Annotated in this window: 15 protein-coding genes, 1 other RNA gene and 1 pseudogene; all 17 read right to left on the bottom strand. The window is 53.9% G+C overall.

Translation table 11 applies throughout. The annotated features are described in order from the left end of the window. Nucleotides 1–151 precede the first annotated feature (151 nt). Complete coding sequence (locus HY768_07975) at nt 152–1,087, bottom strand: DUF1848 domain-containing protein (GenBank protein MBI4727142.1); 936 nt, start codon at nt 1,085–1,087, stop codon at nt 152–154. Nucleotides 1,088–1,150: 63 nt separating this feature from the next. Further along, on the bottom strand, nt 1,151–1,927 hold the full coding sequence (locus tag HY768_07970) for a TIGR00282 family metallophosphoesterase (protein ID MBI4727141.1): 777 nt from the start codon (nt 1,925–1,927) through the stop codon (nt 1,151–1,153). Nucleotides 1,928–2,047: 120 nt separating this feature from the next. Continuing rightward, nucleotides 2,048–3,610: a ribonuclease Y gene (gene rny, locus HY768_07965; protein MBI4727140.1), complete on the bottom strand. Its 1,563-nt coding sequence runs from the start codon at nt 3,608–3,610 to the stop codon at nt 2,048–2,050. A gap of 234 nt (nt 3,611–3,844) precedes the next feature. Then, nucleotides 3,845–4,028: non-coding RNA, 6S RNA (ssrS, locus tag HY768_07960), on the bottom strand. Nucleotides 4,029–4,126: 98 nt separating this feature from the next. Further along, on the bottom strand, nt 4,127–4,408 hold the full coding sequence (locus HY768_07955) for a cell division protein ZapA (GenBank protein ID MBI4727139.1): 282 nt from the start codon (nt 4,406–4,408) through the stop codon (nt 4,127–4,129). 60 nt (nt 4,409–4,468) lie between these two features. Further along, nucleotides 4,469–4,744 carry a cell division protein ZapB gene (gene zapB / locus HY768_07950; GenBank protein MBI4727138.1) on the bottom strand — a complete coding sequence of 92 codons (276 nt, stop codon included), beginning with the start codon at nt 4,742–4,744 and terminating at the stop codon, nt 4,469–4,471. A 314-nt stretch (nt 4,745–5,058) separates the two neighbouring features. Next, nucleotides 5,059–7,125: a phenylalanine--tRNA ligase subunit beta gene (locus HY768_07945; GenBank protein MBI4727137.1), complete on the bottom strand. Its 2,067-nt coding sequence runs from the start codon at nt 7,123–7,125 to the stop codon at nt 5,059–5,061. Between the two features lie 16 nt (nt 7,126–7,141). Beyond that, on the bottom strand, nt 7,142–8,251 hold the full coding sequence (locus tag HY768_07940) for a nitronate monooxygenase (protein ID MBI4727136.1): 1,110 nt from the start codon (nt 8,249–8,251) through the stop codon (nt 7,142–7,144). A 45-nt stretch (nt 8,252–8,296) separates the two neighbouring features. Continuing rightward, entirely contained in the window at nt 8,297–9,319 is a 1,023-nt protein-coding gene (gene pheS, locus HY768_07935; protein ID MBI4727135.1) for a phenylalanine--tRNA ligase subunit alpha, read from the bottom strand. A 63-nt stretch (nt 9,320–9,382) separates the two neighbouring features. Beyond that, a complete protein-coding gene (gene rplT / locus HY768_07930) occupies nt 9,383–9,730 on the bottom strand; it encodes a 50S ribosomal protein L20 (protein MBI4727134.1) in 348 nt (115 codons plus the stop codon). Between the two features lie 198 nt (nt 9,731–9,928). Further along, on the bottom strand, nt 9,929–10,126 hold the full coding sequence (rpmI, locus tag HY768_07925; GenBank protein MBI4727133.1) for a 50S ribosomal protein L35: 198 nt from the start codon (nt 10,124–10,126) through the stop codon (nt 9,929–9,931). A gap of 228 nt (nt 10,127–10,354) precedes the next feature. Then, nucleotides 10,355–10,906, bottom strand: a complete 552-nt coding sequence (locus tag HY768_07920) for a translation initiation factor IF-3 (GenBank protein ID MBI4727132.1) — start codon at nt 10,904–10,906, stop codon at nt 10,355–10,357. Nucleotides 10,907–11,327: 421 nt separating this feature from the next. Next, nucleotides 11,328–12,044: a trehalose-phosphatase gene (gene otsB / locus HY768_07915; protein ID MBI4727131.1), complete on the bottom strand. Its 717-nt coding sequence runs from the start codon at nt 12,042–12,044 to the stop codon at nt 11,328–11,330. An 8-nt stretch (nt 12,045–12,052) separates the two neighbouring features. Beyond that, nucleotides 12,053–13,285, bottom strand: coding sequence for a glycosyltransferase (locus HY768_07910; GenBank protein MBI4727130.1), 1,233 nt, complete (start codon nt 13,283–13,285; stop codon nt 12,053–12,055). Continuing rightward, a complete protein-coding gene (locus HY768_07905) occupies nt 13,266–14,123 on the bottom strand; it encodes a hypothetical protein (protein MBI4727129.1) in 858 nt (285 codons plus the stop codon). The genes HY768_07910 and HY768_07905 overlap by 20 nt, the downstream gene beginning before the upstream one ends. Next, a complete protein-coding gene (locus tag HY768_07900) occupies nt 14,120–16,390 on the bottom strand; it encodes a trehalose-6-phosphate synthase (GenBank protein MBI4727128.1) in 2,271 nt (756 codons plus the stop codon). Before HY768_07900 ends, HY768_07905 begins: the two co-directional genes overlap by 4 nt. Before the next feature lie 66 nt (nt 16,391–16,456). Then, nucleotides 16,457–16,846 (bottom strand): annotated as a pseudogene (gene tnpA / locus HY768_07895) (IS200/IS605 family transposase). Nucleotides 16,847–16,918: the final 72 nt, after the last annotated feature.

Here is a 16,918-nt window from a genome sequence, read left to right as displayed (position 1 = left end):
ATCAGGGTTATTCAGCGCAGGGCGTATGGTTTGAGAGACGAGGAATACTTACGGTTGAAGGTACTGACCTGCACGCTTCCTCCCCTGTAAGTAGCCCAAAATCACCTAAAATCACCCACACTCATTGGAGAAGACCCTTAATATCTTACTGCTAAATGTCTAATAACCTTTGTTCATCAAAACATGCCATTGGTTTTCTTAAAACGATTTTATCTTCTGGTTTTACTTCACCAATGATTAATGGGGATTTTGGGTTGTGTCTCTGATAATTATTAATAATAATTTTTGCGTTAAGATTTGCATAACAATATAAACAGCCATTTAGACATGTGTTATATGCTCCGATATCAACACTTGCAACGCAGCCACACTCTTTTCTTTGTGTTTTATCCTTGCCAACAGTAATATTGTTTTTCGTAAGTTCTGAAATCAATTTGTCGTCAATGCAACGACCATGGTGAATACCGTAATTTGATAAATCCATTTCTTCAGCACAGGTAACCATAGTTATATTATATTTCGCAGCAATGGCTGAAAACTTCGAAGCTATTTCATCCCTTTCTGGACCATTTGGTTTTTGTACTTTATAATCTTTCATCCGTCGCATTACTTTCAAGTAATCATCCAGAAAACTTATTACACAGCGTTTTGTATAACCGCTTAATTTTGAAGCAATATCATTAAATGCGTCAAGATGAAATTTTATATCGTATTTCTTTGAGAGCAGGATAGGATCGTAGCGCCAAATAACAAAATCTGACCCGATTTTAAGCGAAAGGTCTCTAAATATTTGAACTATTATTTCTTTACTTGGTATCTTTGGTTCCAATTCCTTTGAATAAGGCGTAACCGTAAATTGAAAATAATATTTATAATCCTTGATTTCATCTAGCCTTTTCATAAGTGACGTAGGGTTTTTTGTCCAAAAAACAAGGCCATCAATCAAATTGGGTGTTAAATCAATTTTACTTATTTGATGGTTATTGAATGGATTACGAACAAAAACGTAACGTTCATTGAGTCTATTTATCAACCAATCTGAATAGAAGGCTGGTATATCAGTTCTTCTGCTTGCACTTATTATCATGTTAACCTTATAAGCAACCGGGACCACTATAATCATTTTTAACGTTGGGGCACTATTGCCGTTTTAAGATACTTGAATTCTTACAATACTGCGGGCACGTCCCGCTTTCTCGTCTATCTCAGTGACCACCCCGTTGAACCTCACATCCCCCTCGGCCGGAGCGAACTTGGCCGGCATCTGGTCCAAAAACCGCTTGATGATCCCTTCCTTCTCCATCCCTATCACGCCGTCGAATCCCCCGCACATCCCGGCGTCGGTGATGTAGGCCGTGCCATAAGGCAGTACCCGCTCATCGGCGGTCATCACGTGGGTATGGGTGCCGATCACCGCCGAGACCCGGCCGTCCAGGTACCAGCCCATGGCGATCTTCTCGGAGGTGGTCTCGGCGTGCATGTCCACGATGATGATATCTGTTTCCTTTTTAATCTCTTTCAACGCTTTGTCGGCCACCTTAAAGGGGCAATCCGTGGTGGACAGAAACACCCGGCCCAAAAGATTGAGCACGCCCACCCGGGCGCCGTTCTTTGCCTTATAAACGCCCCAGGGAAAACCCACCGCTTGGTCGGGATAGTTGGCCGGCCGCAAGATCCGCTTCTCGCTGGACAGCAGCGGCATTATCTCTTTCTTGTCCCACAGGTGATTGCCGGTGGTCAGCGCGTCTATCCCCAGGGCAAGGAGTTCCTTGGCCACCGCGATAGTCAGCCCGAAGCCGGCCGCGGAGTTCTCGCCGTTGGCGATCACGAAGTCCACCCCGTGCTCCCGGACGATCTCCGGCAGAATGTGCTTGACCGCGCTCCGCCCCGGGCTTCCGATGACGTCCCCGATAAACAATACTTTCATAACTTGGCACAATTGTTATGCAATGGGGAAACAATAGGTATACGATGGACCAAACGATTGCATACCCACCGTATCACTACAGTATTCCCCTGTCATCCAGTCCCTAAAATCTGTTCCCTGTTATTTGGCGTACCCCACCCCGCGGGTCTCGCGAATGACGGTGACCTTAATCTGCCCCGGATACTGCAGCGACTGCTCTATCTTGTGGGCGATCTCTCCGGCCATCTCGGTGACCCGGGAATCGTTGACGTCCTCGGGGATAACCATGATCCGCACTTCGCGCCCGGCCTGGATGGCGTAGGCCTTGCTGACGCCCTTGAAGGAATAGGCTAATTCCTCTAATTTCTCCAGCCGTTTGACGTAGGCCTCCAGCGATTCCCGCCGGGCCCCGGGCCTGGCTCCGGAGATGGAGTCGGCCGCCGCGATCAGCACCGAGTACAGCGAGGTGGCCTCGATATCCTCGTGATGGGCCCCGATGGAATTGATGATCAGGGCCGATTCGCCGTAGCGCTTGGCCAAATCCATCCCGATCTGGGTGTGGGTGCCTTCTATATTGTGGTCCACCGCCTTGCCGATATCATGCAGCAGCCCGCAACGTTTGGCTATGGACTGGTCCAGCTCCAGCTCCCCGGCCATCACGCTGGCCAAAAAGGCCACTTCCTTAGAATGCTGCAATACGTTCTGCCCGTAGCTGGTGCGGTATTTTAAGCGGCCCAAAAGCACCAGCAGCTCGGAGTGCAGCCCGGCCACGCCCACTTCCAAAGCCAGGCCCTCGCCGGCCTCCCGGATGCTGCGATCCACTTCCTGCTTGGCCTTCTCGATCACTTCCTCGATCCGGGCCGGCTGGATCCGGCCGTCGGAGATCAGGCGCTCCATGCCCAGCCGGGCTATTTCCCGGCGCACCGGGTCAAAACCCGAGATCACGATGGCCTCCGGCGTGTCGTCGATCAGCACTTCCACCCCGGTGGCGGCCTCAAAGGCCCTGATGTTGCGGCCTTCCCGGCCGATGATCCGACCCTTCATCTCGTCCGAGGCCAGGGGCACCACGCTGACCGTGGTCTCGGCGGTGTGCTCGCCGGCATAGCGCTGGATGGCCAGCCCGATTATCTGCTTGGCCTCCTTCTCGGCGCTGTCCCGGGCCTCGTCCCGGATGGTCTTGATCAGCTGGGCCGCCTCGTGCCGGGCCTGGGCCTCCAGGTTCTGCATCAGCTGCTTCTTGGCCTCTTCCTGGGTCAGGCCGGCGATCTGCTCCAGCTTGGAGTTCTGCTCGTCGATCATGGTGGTCAGCCGCTCGTCCTTGGCCCGGATCACCCGCTCCTTGGCCACCAACTCCCGCTCCCGCACCTCCACCTCCCGCTCCTTGCGGCTAATGATGTCCACCTTGCGGTCGTTCTGCTTTTCCTTTTCCAGTATCCGGTTCTCGGTATCCTTCAGCTCGTGGCGCCTGCTCAGGGTCTCTTTTTCAAAGTTGTTCTTGAGCTTGTACCATTCTTCCTTGGCCTGGACCTGGACTTCCTTCTTGTAAGTGGCCGCCTCCCGCTGGGCCTCGTTGATCATCTTCTCGGCCAGCTTCTGGGCGTCGCCGAGCCTGGCTTCCCCCATTTTCTTGTGCAGCAGGTATCCGAAAAAGAAACCCAGTCCCAGACATACCAGCGGTATCGCTATCCAAAGTGCTGTCAGCATTTTTTCCTTTCCTTTTCATTTTGCCCGGACCCGTTCCGGATCCGGGTTTGTCAAATAACTTGGCAATGATTTTTTGTTGAGACTTTAAGGATCTTTTTACCACGTGCAGACACGGAACCACTGAATGAATCAGCGAATCCGGGCATCTAATATCCGTAATGTTTTAAATTCCGTGGTTTTGAAATTTCCGTGTTTCAGTGGTTGGTCCCCGTCTGTTTTGTGCCCGGGAATAAAAAATTCCCCGCCTGTGCCGGTCGAAAGGACATTTTGAACCTATTCAAAAAATGGCGCCGCCTCAGACGGTTAAGGCTTCCCCCCAATTAAGGGAGGCATGCACACCGCGCCCGAAGGTTTAGGCCCTAAGTGAACAGGTGTTGGCTCAAAAATAATCCGATCGATACGGACACCGCAGGGAAATAAAAGAACTGATGAAATACCAAAACCGGGAGGCGTTTCTTCCTCCGCTCCGACAAATATAACACCCCAAAGCTTAAAATGCAAGAGGGAAGGAAAAAATTATTCCTGCCCGTTTTCCTCTGCCTGCTTCAGGCGTTCCGACAGCTTGTCCATGGCCGATTCCCTGGTCAGGCGCTCTTTTAAAAGCTCGTCGGCTATATTGACGGCCGCCAAAATGGCGATCTTGGCCACCGAGCCGGTCATCGAAGCCTCGGCTATCTGGCGCATCCGTTCGTCCACCAATCCGGCCACCTGGCGGATGTAATCGGCATTGGCGTCGCCCTTGATGCGGTATTCGGTGCCAAAGATCTTCACTTTTATCCCGTTTTTGGATATGGTCATGTCGCCCTATATTTTGGTTTTCTTTTTTAGTCCCTGCGGTTTCTGGTCCTTGTTTTTTAACTAGTCCTTGAGTTTTTCCAGCTTGTCAATGATCTCCGAAAGCCGTTTTTTGGCCTCCTCCTGGGACTGCTGTAGTTTTTGGTTTTCATCCTCCAAATTGGTCTGCTGTTTTTTTTCGTTCTCAATGGCTTTAAGTTTCCCGGTCAGCAGGTCTATCTTGGCCTTAAGATCCTGGTTGTCCTTTTCCAGTTTTTCCTTCTGGTTCTTCAATTCGGCCATCTTGTCCACCGCCCGGTTTATCCGTTCCTCCAATATCGCCAGGGGATCTCCACTCATATTGATGTCCTCGCTTTTGAATTATATATTAAAAACCTGTTGGGAAATTTTCAGAATGGAGACGAAGTAATATTACCATGTTTGCGCGCCGTAACGCTAAAGCGTGCCGGCACGGAAATACTGAATATCTGAACCGCTGAGTAGCCGGTGGCTGAGTGCCCCGCCTGGCTTCGATACAGCCGGACATTGAGTAGTGTAAACGTATCGAAATGCCGGCCACTCAGCCGACGGCGGGGCGTACTTATGCTGAACCCTTCGGCATCGCTCAGGATAAACTCCGTTGAAGCATCGAAACCACCGGCAGTCCGTGAAAATCACCGGATCTCGGCGCCGAATTTTTCCTTGAGCTCTTCGACTATCTCCTGGTGAACCTGGTTGACCTCGGCGTCGGTCAGGGTCCGCTCGGGATGGCGATAAGCAAGCGAGAAGGCCAGGCTCTTTTGGCCTTTTTCTATCTGGCCGCCGGAATACAGGTCAAACAATTCGGCCCGTTCCAGGGTGGCCCCGCCGGTTTCGGTGATGACATTCAGAATATCCCGGCTGCTGATCTGCTGCGGAACCATGATGGCCAGGTCTCGCTTGACCGCGGGGTATTTTGGAATTTCAGAAAACTGGGCGACCGCCCTTTCCATCAGCTTCATTATTTGTTCCAGGTCCATCTCGGAACAGTAAAGTTTTTCCTTGATGTCCAGTGTCTTAAGAACGGCGGCATCCAGCTCTCCGGCCCAGCCGATGACCGCCCCGTCCAACAACAGTTCCACCGAGCGGCCGGGATGCAGGAAGGGTTTGGGAGATTTAAAGTCCGGGGAATAGGATATGCCTTTGATCTTGAGGGCCGCAAAAAGGTTTTCCAGCGCCCCCTTAAGGTCGAAGAAATCGAAGAGCTCGGGCTTCCGATCCCAGCTCCGGTTTTCACTTTCCCCGCAGGCCAACATCCCCAGTTTCAGGGATTCGACAGGGGCCTGTTTGCCGGGAGCAAAGGCCAGACCGCATTCAAACAATCTTAAGGTGTTCAGCCCGTTGTTCAGGTTCCTTTGCCCCGCTTCCAAAAGCCCCGGCAGCAGCATGGGACGCAGCGCCGAAAGGTCAGATGAAAGGGAGTTGTCCAGCTCCACCATGTTCCCTCCGTCCTGCGCCATTCCCAGCTTGGCATAATAAGCCGGGTCCATCAAAGGCAGGCCGTAGTGCTGGCAAAAACCCAAGGAGACCATGGCCTCCACTATCTTTTCCACGGCCGCTTCCTTTGGCCGGCGCAGGCCGGGAACCGGCCAGGGCTTTATCCCCTCGTCCGGCAGATTGTCGTAACCGTATATCCGGCCAATTTCCTCTATTAGGTCGGCTTCGCGGGTAAGATCGGCCCGGAAGCTGGGAACCTGCACTTTTATCACGTTTCCGGAGATAGAGGCCTTCAGTTCCAAGGCGTTGAGTATCTCCACCATTTTTTCAGGCTTGATCCCGGTCCCCAGCAGCTGGCAGGTCTTCTCCGGCCTCAGTTCCAGTTCCCAGCCGGCCGGAAATTTTTTGGCCGAGACGTCTATGATGCCTTTGGCAATTTGTCCGCCGGCAATTTCTGAGATCAGCCGGGCCGCCCGGTTGACCGCCTGCTCTAAGATATTGGGATCGGCCCCCCGTTCAAAACGGTAGGAGGCGTCGCTCTTTAAGCCCAGGTTCTTGCTGCCCCGGCGGATCAGCGGCGGATCAAAGTAGGCGCTTTCCAGCAAGACGTTTTTGGTGGCCGATGAGATCTCGCTCTCCAGCCCGCCCATGATGCCGGCAATGGCCGCAGGCTTTTGGGCGTCGGCGATGACCAGGTATTCTGGCGTGAGCTTGCGTTCGGCGCCGTCCAAGGTGACCATAAGTTCGCTCTGTTTGGCCCGGCGGACTACGATTTTATGCCCGGACAACTTGTCCAGGTCGAAGGCGTGCAGGGGATGCCCGAATTCGTAAAGCGCCAGGTTGGTGATGTCGGCCACGTTGTTGCTGGGCCGCAGGCCTATGCTTTCTATCTTCTTCTTCAGCCAGTCCGGCGACTCGGCCACGTTGACCCCGGTAACCACTCGGGCCAGATAGCGAGGACAGCCCTGCTGGTCCTCCACTTCGACCTTTGCCAGGGAGTTCACGTCGGCGCCGGCCTCGGAGACTTGGGTCGGAGGAACCTTTATGCTGCCGCCGTTCAAAGCCCGTATCTCCCGGGCCAGGCCCAGGAACGAAAGACAGTCGGGCCGGTTGGGTGTGATCTCCAGGTCCAGCTGGAAATCCCCGGAGGGAAGATCCTCGATCCCTTCGATCTCGATTCCGGCAAAGGTCAGCTTGCCGGCCAGTTCCTTGACGGACCAGTTGAAGTCTATGAATTCCTTAAGCCAGTTATATGAGATTTTCATGATGCGGTGCTGCGTATTAGGCCGCCGGTGTTTCCGAAGTTTTACTTCCTGCCGCCTGGCCGATGCTTTCGCCGAATTCTTTGACGAGGGCTTGAATGGTCTCCTTCACCGAGATGATGCAGTTGTTCCGGAAGGCATTGGCTCCGGCAAAGGCAAAACCGTCTTTCATCAGGCCCTGCTGGGCGTTGATCAGCGCCAGGGCGATGCAGTAAGGGGTGTTTTTGAAATCGCAGGTGATGATGCACTGGTGGGGGCATTTGAAGGGCTTCTTCTCTCCCTTGATGACGTCGTCAAGGAACTGGTTGCGGATGGCCCGGCCCGGCATTCCTACCGGGCTTTTGATTATCACCACGTCCTCTTTCTTGGAATCCAGATAGGCCTGCTTGAAAGCGTCCGAGGCGTCGCATTCATCGGTAGTCACGAACCGGGTGCCCATCTGCGCCCCGTCGGCCCCCAGTTCCATGATCTCCCGGATGTCCTGCCCGGTATAAATTCCGCCTCCGGCGATCACCGGGATCGGATTTTGGTATTTTTCCACGAAAGGTTTCAGGGCCTCGATCACTTCGGGGATCAGCTTTTTCAGGGAATAATTGGGGTCATCCAGGTGTTCGATCTTGAATCCCAGATGCCCTCCGGCCAGGGGGCCTTCTACCACTATCGCATCCGGCTGATAATTGTATCTGTCCAGCCATTTCTTGGCGATGATGGCCGCCGCCCGGCCCGAGGAAACGATGGGCACCAGTTTGGTCTTGGAATCAGGGGTCAGAAATTTCGGCAGGTCAAAGGGCAGCCCGGCCCCGGAGAAGATGATGTCTATTTCTTCTTCGACTGCGGCCTTGGCCAGGTCGGCGTAGTTGGATAGGGCCACCATGATGTTGACCCCCAGCACGCCCTTGGTCATGGTCCGGGCCTTGCGGATCTCCTTTTTCAAGGCCCGGATGTTGGCCTCCAGATAATTGTTCGCGAAGTCGGGCTCGAACATTCCGATGCCGGCCGTGGCAATTGTGCCCACCCCGCCTTCGTTGGCCACCGCCGCCGCCAGGCCGGACAGGGAGATCCCCACCCCCATCCCTCCCTGGACCAGCGGCAGCGAAACGACTAGATCCCCGATATGTATTGGTTTCATTAAACTTTCTTTTCTTTGTTTTGTCCGGACCGTTTCCGGCGCTATTTAGAATTGTTCCAGGAACCTGATATCGCCCGAATAAAAATGGCGGATGTCGTTGATGCCGTATTTCAGCATGGCCACCCTTTCCACTCCCAGGCCCCAGGCGAAACCGGAGTAGACCTCTGGATCATAGCCCACGTTCCTGAAGACGTTGGGGTCCACCATTCCGGCCCCGGAGATCTCCAGCCAGCCCGACTGCTTGCAGACCCGGCAGCCTCCGCCATTACAGAACACGCAGGAAAAATCGTATTCCACGCTGGGCTCGGTGAAGGGAAAGAAATGCGGCCGGAAGCGGATCTTCATCTTGGGGCCCAGCAGGGCCCGGGCGAAATAAGCGATGGTGGCCTTGAGGTCGGCCAGCGAGACGTTCTTGTCCACGTACAGCCCCTCGATTTGATGGAACACCGGCAGGTGCGAGGCGTCAATGGCGTCGCGGCGGTAGCAGCGGCCCGGGGCGATGATCCTGACCGGGGGCTGCCGGGACATCATGGTCCGGATCTGCACCGGGGAAGTGTGAGTCCGCAGCAGTAGCCCGCCCTGTTTGAGATAAAATGTGTCCTGGTAATTGCGGGCCGGATGGTCGGGCGGCGTGTTCAGCGCGTCAAAATTGTTGAACTCGGTCTCCACCTCCGGGCCCTCGGCCACGGTGAACCCCAGGCCGTGGAAGATCCCGGTGATCTCCGTCATTATCTGGTGCAGGGGATGCTTGTGCCCCAGCAGCGGCCGGCGCCCGGGCAGGCTTACGTCCAGGGCTTCCTTCTGCCGGGCAGTGTTTTGGGACTGCGATTCCAGGCTTTGCTTCCTCCGGTCCAGCAGGTCCGTCAGTTCGGCCTTGAGCCGGTTGACCGCGGCCCCGAAGGCCGGGCGCTGGGCCGGCTCCACCGAGGATACCGCCTTCAATAGCTCGGTCACTTGTCCCTTGCGGCCCAGGTAAAGCACCCTCAGCTCTTCCAGCTTTTCCGGGGCGGAGCATTCGGTTATCTGCTTTTTGGCTTCTTCGCCTATTTTGTTCAGCTTGTCAATCATCTAAACCGTTTCAAACATTTCTAACATTTCGAACATTTTAAACACGAGGCCTTGCCTGTCAGCTTATTTCTTCGCCGCTTCCACTACTTTGGTAAAAGCCGCCGGGTCGGCGATGGCGATCTCGGCCAGCACCTTGCGGTTCAGGGCGATGTTGTTTTTCTTCAGGCCGTTGATGAAGGCGTTGTAGCTGATCCCGTTCAGCCGGCAGGCCGCGTTGACCCGGATGATCCACAGGCTGCGGAAGTCGCGCTTCTTGTTGTGGCGGTCGCGGTAGGCGAACTGCCCGGCCCGCATCACGGCTTCCTTGGCTATGCGGTATAAGCGGTGCCGGCCTCCCCAAAAGCCCTTGGCCTTCTTGAAGATCTTGTTCTTTTTTTGCCGGGTGGCAGCGGCGGTGGTGACTCTGGACATGGTCTCTTACCTATCCTTTCTGATGATCTATGTAATCTGTTTTCTTTGTTGCTTTTTCTGCCCGCGAAAAATCGCGAAAAATCCGCTAACAACATTTTGATCTGGTTCATGTGAAACTTATCGTAATTTCGTAACCGATTCACAGTATAATATTTGTTTTTCGCGTATTTTAGTGTGTTTTGCGGGAAAGTCCCGGTTTTACCCGTTGGGCATCAGCCGCTTGATCCGCTTGGAATTGGCGCTGTCCACCAGGCCTCCCTGGCGCAGGTTGCGCTTGCGTTTGCGGGTCTTGGTGGTCAGCTTGTGGCTCTTGCAGGCCTTGTTGCGTTTGATCTTGCCCTTGCTGGTGGCCCTCATTCTTTTGGCCGCCGCCCGGCTGGTCTTTACCTTTGGCATGGTCACTCCTTTGGTGTTTTATATTTTTTTTATTATTTATATTTTGGGAAAAAAGAACATCCCGGCCGGGCATCAGACAGGCCATACTTCCGCAATGGATCCCTACCACGGAAACACTGAAGTTTCGGAGGAAAACACTGAAAATACTTTTGCCCGGTATTATATCCTATTATTTTTCGGTGTTTCCTCAGTTCCGTGATTCTGTGGTAAAGTTTGTAGAGACCCCGGTTAGGCGGTGCTCTTGGGCGAAAGCAGGGCCACCATGGTGTTTCCCTCCAGCTTGGGCTGCTGTTCGATCAGGGCCACATCGGTGATCTCCAACATGAAGCGGTCTATCACCCGCCGGCCGATGTCGATGTGGGCCATCTCCCGGCCCCTAAAACGCATCGAGACCCGGACCTTGTCCTTGTGGGCCAAAAAATTCTTGGCCTGGTTGAATTTTACCAGGTAATCGTGTTCGCCTATCTTGGGCCCCAGCCTGATCTCCTTGACCTTGACTTCGTGCTGCTTTTTCCGGGCCTCCTTCTTGTTCTTCTCCTCGTGGTAAAGGAATTTCCCGAAATCTATTATCTTGCAGACCGGAGGTTTGGCCTCGGGCACTATCTCCACCAGGTCCAGCCCCTTGTCCTCGGCCTGACGCAGGGCCTCGGCGATCGGCAGCACTCCTATCTGCTGGCCGTCGGGTCCCACCACCCTGACCTCCGGGACCCGAATCTTGTTGTTTACCCGATAATCCTTGCTGATAGGTGATCCCTCCGTTATGGGTTTATGGTTATACATTTGCCACAGAGACAAAGACAAACTAAATAAAAGTTAACGAATGAAAAATTGGTGTCTTGGTGGCAGTCCTGGCGGTAAAAAAGAAAAAAGCTGGCGGCAAAAAACTATGCCACCCGCTTTACTTTAAGGAAGGGCCGAAAATGAACGCCCTCTGCACTTTGACCAGAACTGGCAGCATTTAGATGCGCCGCCCGGTGAGAAGCTTGCCAGGAGTTCGATCCTGGCGCGGCTGGCTTCTGCTTTTTATAAATTGTGATCTTGCTGTCTTTCAAGCAAAATTATATGTTGGGCACGGATAACGAGTTATCCAATGGGAAGATTATAGCAAAATAACGGGGAAAATGCAAGGAAAAACGTTAATTTTTCCGATATATCAATCAAAAAACTTGTGCCGCATTAAAAAATCGCTCATTATTTATCCCTAAACTGTATAGGCTAAATATTGCAGGAATTGTCTTACATGCCGAACTGAACGTATTCTTATAACGGCGGAGGTTTGATACGGACGTTCATTGTTATTCACTAAAATACCTAAACCCTTGTGTAACATGCGCTTGAATGCCGATTCATCGGTTAAGTCATCACCGATGTAAATAGGGTAAGGATTGTTAGCTCGGTGCAACCGCAAGAGTATTTCCACTGATTTTCCTTTATTCCAGTTAACGGTCGGTTTATATTCAAAGCTCATCCGGCCCGGCTCCATTTTCAACCATTTACTGAAACTCTTCTCTGCCTGCCGAGCGACCTCTTCAACCTTCCGGCGATCCCTGGCAGCAACTTTACGGTAATGGACGGTTAAAGCATATCGCTTATTTTCAATAATGGAACCTCTTACTCTCCCCAGAATACCACGCAGATAATTCTCCAAGTGACAGATTTTTACAGAAATCATTTCCATTTTCGGGTGAACATATGACCACCCCGGCCCTTCCATCTCCATTCCGTGGCATCCGGCATAATATATGGAATCAAGCCGTACTTTGCGCTTAAGATCGGCCAGCGCCCGCCCGCTTATAACTGCCACCATCAGATCATCACGCGCGGCCAGCTGCTTAAGCACCGCCAGCATTTCCCTGTCCAGCCGGGCCCGGGCCGGATCGGAAACTATTGGTGCTAGCGTGCCATCGTAATCCAGCATCACAAATATCATAGGTTTATCACCTGGCTGCCCGGATTCCTTAGCGCCAGCAGCACCAGCAGATAGCGCCGCAGATGGCGGGTAATCAAAAAATTATGCCTGACGAACTGGCGGGCGTTCTTTCCCAGCTGGGCAGCTTTTTCCGGGTTGGCCAGCAGAGAACGGATGGCGAAGGCCAGCCCTTCGGTGGAATGGACCAGCAGGCCGGTCACGTCCTGCACCACCTGCTGGGTGATGCCCCCCACCGGCCGGCTGATGACAGGCTTGGCCTTCCACATGGCCTCGGATACCGTAAGCCCAAAACCCTCCTTGACTGAATTCTGGACGATCAGGCTGGAGCCCCTTACCAGGGCGTTTATCTCCAAATCGGCACCGGGCGGCAAATGAAGGACATGGATATCCGGGTCGCTGCCTGCCCGCTGTTTGACCTCCTCCAATACCAGCAAACCTTCAGGATCATCGGTAGCCCCTCCTCCGGCCAGGATCAGCTGGCAGTCTATCTTTTGGCGGACTTTTTTAAAGGCCTCCACCAAACCCAGAGGATCCTTGAACCGGTCAAACCGGGAAATCTGGGTCACTACGGGACGGGTCCGGTCAATTTTGTGCTTATCCAGAACGCCCTTGATGAAATCATCCGGAAGGTCACGGTTCTTGTCAGCCAGCGGGTCGATCGATGGCGGGATCAGGTACTGGGGAACCGGAAGCCTTTGGGCAAAACCCGGAGACGAAATTATCGCCCCATCATACCGCTCTACATATTTTCGAAGAAACTCCCATAGTCCCCGGTGCGGCGCAGAGATGTCAATATGGCAGCGCCAGATCCAGCAGCCCCTGCCCTGTTCCCTTTTGTCAACCAGGCAGATAGGCTGGGGATCATGGATGAAAACACAGTCGCAATCGCTGAAATCAAGTTCCTGGGCATTACGACGGTTATAGTCGAGGAATATCCGGTACATATCATCGGTTATCTCCTCGGCTTTTCCGTGCAGGGCGTTATGGAACAGTTTGGTCACGTTGAAGAAATCATCTCCGCCCTTGATGACATCCCAACGCGCCTTTATTCCCAGTTCATCCATCAGCGGGACCATCCGGTGCAGGATCTCAGCCACACCTCCCCCAACCGAGGTGGAGTTGACGTGCGCCATCCGGGCTCCCTGGAGGTGACGGGCCAACTGTTTTATTTCTTCCAGCTCGGCTCCGCCAATTACCTCTCGATAATCTTCAAGCCGGGCCAGAGCCATTTGATCTGCGTCCCTTCCTGTTATGTTTAATGCTTTTCGTCAAGGCATGGGCCAGGGTCCTGGGACTCTTTCCCCAAAATCTGGTGGCGGTCCTCACCGGAAGGGTCAGGATCTCGGTCAACAGGGATTCAACCATGTCAACTGGCAATTGCGCTACCCGGCGCACCAGCTCCAGGGCGGAAATGCCCTGATGCTGCCCCAGTATCGCGAACAGGCGGGCCCGGATCTGATCCAGGCTGTGGACCGCGATGTCCAGCCGGCTGATCTGCTCGGCCAACTCCTGCTTTTTCAGTTGTTCCCGCATCCAAATCGAAAAATCGTTGTCGGCCCGGTGCAGCCTGAGCCGGGCCTCGAACAGATGATAATAAAGGCTGCGGTTGGTCACCAAGCCAAGTGCTGCCATAAATTCCCCGAGATCCCCGGCCTTGATTCCGGTGCTGCTAATCACCGACACCGACTGGCAGAAGGAGAACTCGCTGCCGGGAGGGCAGCGGTTGAGCAGCGGCTTTCCTTCCAAATGCTTTTCGATGACCCGGATCATTTCGTCCCGGAAGCCCCGCACGTCGTCATGCTGGGTGGGGTCTATTGTGCTCAGCTTTTCCCCCAGGCTTCGCTCCCTCAGCACCTCACCGGCCCAGTATCCGAAATCGTGGACTGGAGGACGGTCGAAGGTTTGCCATTCCCTATAGGCCTGGTGGCTGTGATGATAGATGGAGGAGCCCGGCACTTCCTTGATCCCGTCCAGCAACTCCTTCAGGTCGGCTGCCCGCCGGCCGGTGACCGTGACCAGGGAGGATGAGGTCATGAACAGGAAAGGCTGTGTGATTCTATAGTTCATGTGGCACCTGTCTCTTCGGTCTTGGGCCCGCCGGCGGTATTTACTGGTAGGCGGATGGCCGTCAGTTCTCTTATCAGGTCGGCGGCCCACAGATAGATGTTGTGCGAGACCAGCTGCTGCCGCATCCGCTGCATCCTTTCCTGTTGTTCGGCAACCGGCATCTCCAGGGCAAACCGTAAGGCTTCGGCCGTCTGTTCGACATCGTAGGGATTGACTATCAGCGCATCCCGCAGCTCACGGGCAGCCCCGGCAAAACGGCTCAGGATCAACGTCCCATCGTTGGTCCCGCGCGAGGCGATGAATTCTTTGGCTACCAGGTTCATGCCGTCATGAAGCGAAGTGACCAGGCACACTTGGGCGGCCCGGTACCACGGCTGGATATCCTGATGGCTGTGATGTTTTTTCAGGAAAAGGATCGGTCTCCATTCCTTGGTCTTGAAGCGCCAGTTGATGCGTTCGGCCTCAGCTTCCACCTCGCTGACCATGTCGGCATAGCGCTTGATGTGGGTGCGGCTGGGGGCGCCCAGCTCCACGAATGTGAACTTTCCCTGATAGGCCGGATAACGCTCCAGAAAACGTTCGATGGCCAGAAAACGCTCGACGATGCCCTTGGTGTAATCTATACGGTCAACCCCGACACCGATGATTTCAGCCTTGATGCCGTATTCCTTAAGGAGCTCCCCGACCGTGGACGGAGTACCAGTTGCTTCAAAATCCCGGGGTGTAAAGGCAATGCTGATGGGAAACGGCTTCACCAGGGTGGTATGTCCGGCGATCTTGACCGAAAAATGCTCCCAGGTTATCTGCGATTCCAGCGCCCGGTCAACCGTCTCCATGAAGTTATTGCAGTGATACTGGGTATGGAAACCTATCATATCCGCGCCCAGCATTCCATACAGAAGGTCCTTCTGCCAGGGACAGATCCCGAAAGACTCCGGATTGGGCCAGGGTATGTGCCAAAAGATTGCCACCTGGGCATCGGGCCGCCGCTTCTTGATCAGGCGGGGCAATAGGGCAAAATGGTAATCCTGAACCAGTATCAAGGGCTTTTCCAGTCCGTGGACCTCCTCGATCACCACATCGGCGAACCGGATGTTTATCTCCTGGTAGTACCGCCAATCTTCGATCCGGAAGGTGGGACGGGCATGGGCCACATGACAGAGGGGCCACAGACCTTCGTTGGAAAACCCATAGTAGAAACCTTCCTCCTCTTCCTTGGACATCCAGACCCTGCGCAGAGTATAGCGGGGATCATCGGGCGGCACCCGTATCACATTCTTGTCGTCAACCGTTTCCCGGTCGGCATCGCCCATGCCCGCCGCCACCCATATTCCTCCGCAGGCCTTGAGCACCGGTTCCATGGCGGTAACCAGCCCGCTGGCCGGGACTATGCAATCGACCGCCTTGCCCCGGTGGACATGCATATAAGGCTCGCGATTGGATACGGCAACCAATACCCGGCCATCCAGCAGCTGACGCACCTCCTCTTTAAGGCGTTCCGGGGTCCATATAGCCTCAGCGGTAGCTCGCAGTTTGGCTTCCTCGGTAGCCATGGCCCTTGCTTCCGCTATGGTATCGGCCATCTGGTCAACCTCTTTCTTCAAAGGCTCAAAAAAAGCCGGGGGAGGGCGACCTCGCGATTTGCCGCTGGTGCGAATATCCCTCATCCAGTCAACCAGTGTATCCAATGGCCGCAAGATGCTCCAGCGTATAACCAATAACGTTACAAAGGCAATGACCAGTGCCTGCACGAACCACCGGATGAAACTGCCCTTCCAAATACCCGCTATCTGTCGGTCTATGTAGCTGGCATCATAAACGGCTACCAACATGCCCGCCTTCAGGGAATCCCCGGATAGCGCCCGTATGAAAAGATACACCTGTCGGCCTCCGCTTCGCTGGAAGGAAGCCGCTAAGCTATCTGAGCCAAACTGCCGGTTCCGGAACTCCACAACCGCCGACTTATGCGGAATGAATCCCTCTGTCAGCGCCACAATGCTGTCTCTTAAATCATATACCGCCAGTCCGCTCAGACGGGAAGAGCTTTGGTTGACCCGGTCGATTATCCTCTGTACTGGTTTGATTCGACCCTTCTCCAACTGTGCAACCAGGCCATCGCTGATGCTTTCACCCAGCAAGACTGCCCGGCGTTCCAGATCAATATGAAGGCGTTGCCTCTCCTGGTAGACCTGCCAGGAGGTAAACCCCAGCGCCACCAGCCCTGCTGTCAGCAGAATGGAAATGATTATGGTAAGGTTTATCTTCATAAATCCGTCACCCTGGTTTAGATGGTTGAATCAAGAACCCTGCGGCAGAGACCGCAGGGTATGCAATTAGAACATCCGTAATTGCACTTCTTGCGGGTCTTCACCTTGTTGTTTTATGTGTCTTTCCACCACGCTCCAGTCGCCCCGGACTCCGACTGTCGCTACATAATCCCCGTCACTCCAGAACTCTCCGCCCCACAGCTCTTTTCTCAATTCCGGCAACGCCTGAAACAACTGCTTCGCTGTGATGCTCTTGTATAATCGCACAAATGCCCCGGGACCATACTTCGGATGCAAGCTACATAACCAATGAACATGGTTGACATCACACTCGATCCGCTCAAGCTCGAACTCGTACCGTTCTTCCAAGCCCTGGCTGATTTCCTTGATCATATGCACCACCGGTTCCTGCAACAACGCCTTTCGGTATTTCACCGGTAACACTATGTGGTAGTGCGTTTCCTAGGCACAATGGTATCCTTTCTTCAGGCTCAGAGTACATAAGGATACTATGAAAACCTACGGTTT

The sequence above is a fragment of the candidate division TA06 bacterium genome (genome assembly GCA_016208585.1).
Classification (GTDB): Bacteria; Edwardsbacteria; AC1; order AC1; family EtOH8; genus UBA5202.
This window is presented reverse-complemented; position numbering and strand designations above follow the sequence as displayed.

What these genes read in the sequence shown, in the direction of transcription:
- HY768_07975 (MBI4727142.1), bottom strand. Translation starts at nt 1,087, where the DNA reads ATGATAATAAGTGCAAGCAGAAGAACTGATATACCAGCCTTCTATTCA.
- HY768_07970 (MBI4727141.1), bottom strand. Translation starts at nt 1,927, where the DNA reads ATGAAAGTATTGTTTATCGGGGACGTCATCGGAAGCCCGGGGCGGAGC.
- rny (MBI4727140.1), bottom strand. Translation starts at nt 3,610, where the DNA reads ATGCTGACAGCACTTTGGATAGCGATACCGCTGGTATGTCTGGGACTG.
- HY768_07955 (MBI4727139.1), bottom strand. Translation starts at nt 4,408, where the DNA reads ATGACCATATCCAAAAACGGGATAAAAGTGAAGATCTTTGGCACCGAA.
- zapB (MBI4727138.1), bottom strand. Translation starts at nt 4,744, where the DNA reads ATGAGTGGAGATCCCCTGGCGATATTGGAGGAACGGATAAACCGGGCG.
- HY768_07945 (MBI4727137.1), bottom strand. Translation starts at nt 7,125, where the DNA reads ATGAAAATCTCATATAACTGGCTTAAGGAATTCATAGACTTCAACTGG.
- HY768_07940 (MBI4727136.1), bottom strand. Translation starts at nt 8,251, where the DNA reads ATGAAACCAATACATATCGGGGATCTAGTCGTTTCGCTGCCGCTGGTC.
- pheS (MBI4727135.1), bottom strand. Translation starts at nt 9,319, where the DNA reads ATGATTGACAAGCTGAACAAAATAGGCGAAGAAGCCAAAAAGCAGATA.
- rplT (MBI4727134.1), bottom strand. Translation starts at nt 9,730, where the DNA reads ATGTCCAGAGTCACCACCGCCGCTGCCACCCGGCAAAAAAAGAACAAG.
- rpmI (MBI4727133.1), bottom strand. Translation starts at nt 10,126, where the DNA reads ATGCCAAAGGTAAAGACCAGCCGGGCGGCGGCCAAAAGAATGAGGGCC.
- HY768_07920 (MBI4727132.1), bottom strand. Translation starts at nt 10,906, where the DNA reads ATGTATAACCATAAACCCATAACGGAGGGATCACCTATCAGCAAGGAT.
- otsB (MBI4727131.1), bottom strand. Translation starts at nt 12,044, where the DNA reads ATGCTGGATTACGATGGCACGCTAGCACCAATAGTTTCCGATCCGGCC.
- HY768_07910 (MBI4727130.1), bottom strand. Translation starts at nt 13,285, where the DNA reads ATGGCTCTGGCCCGGCTTGAAGATTATCGAGAGGTAATTGGCGGAGCC.
- HY768_07905 (MBI4727129.1), bottom strand. Translation starts at nt 14,123, where the DNA reads ATGAACTATAGAATCACACAGCCTTTCCTGTTCATGACCTCATCCTCC.
- HY768_07900 (MBI4727128.1), bottom strand. Translation starts at nt 16,390, where the DNA reads ATGAAGATAAACCTTACCATAATCATTTCCATTCTGCTGACAGCAGGG.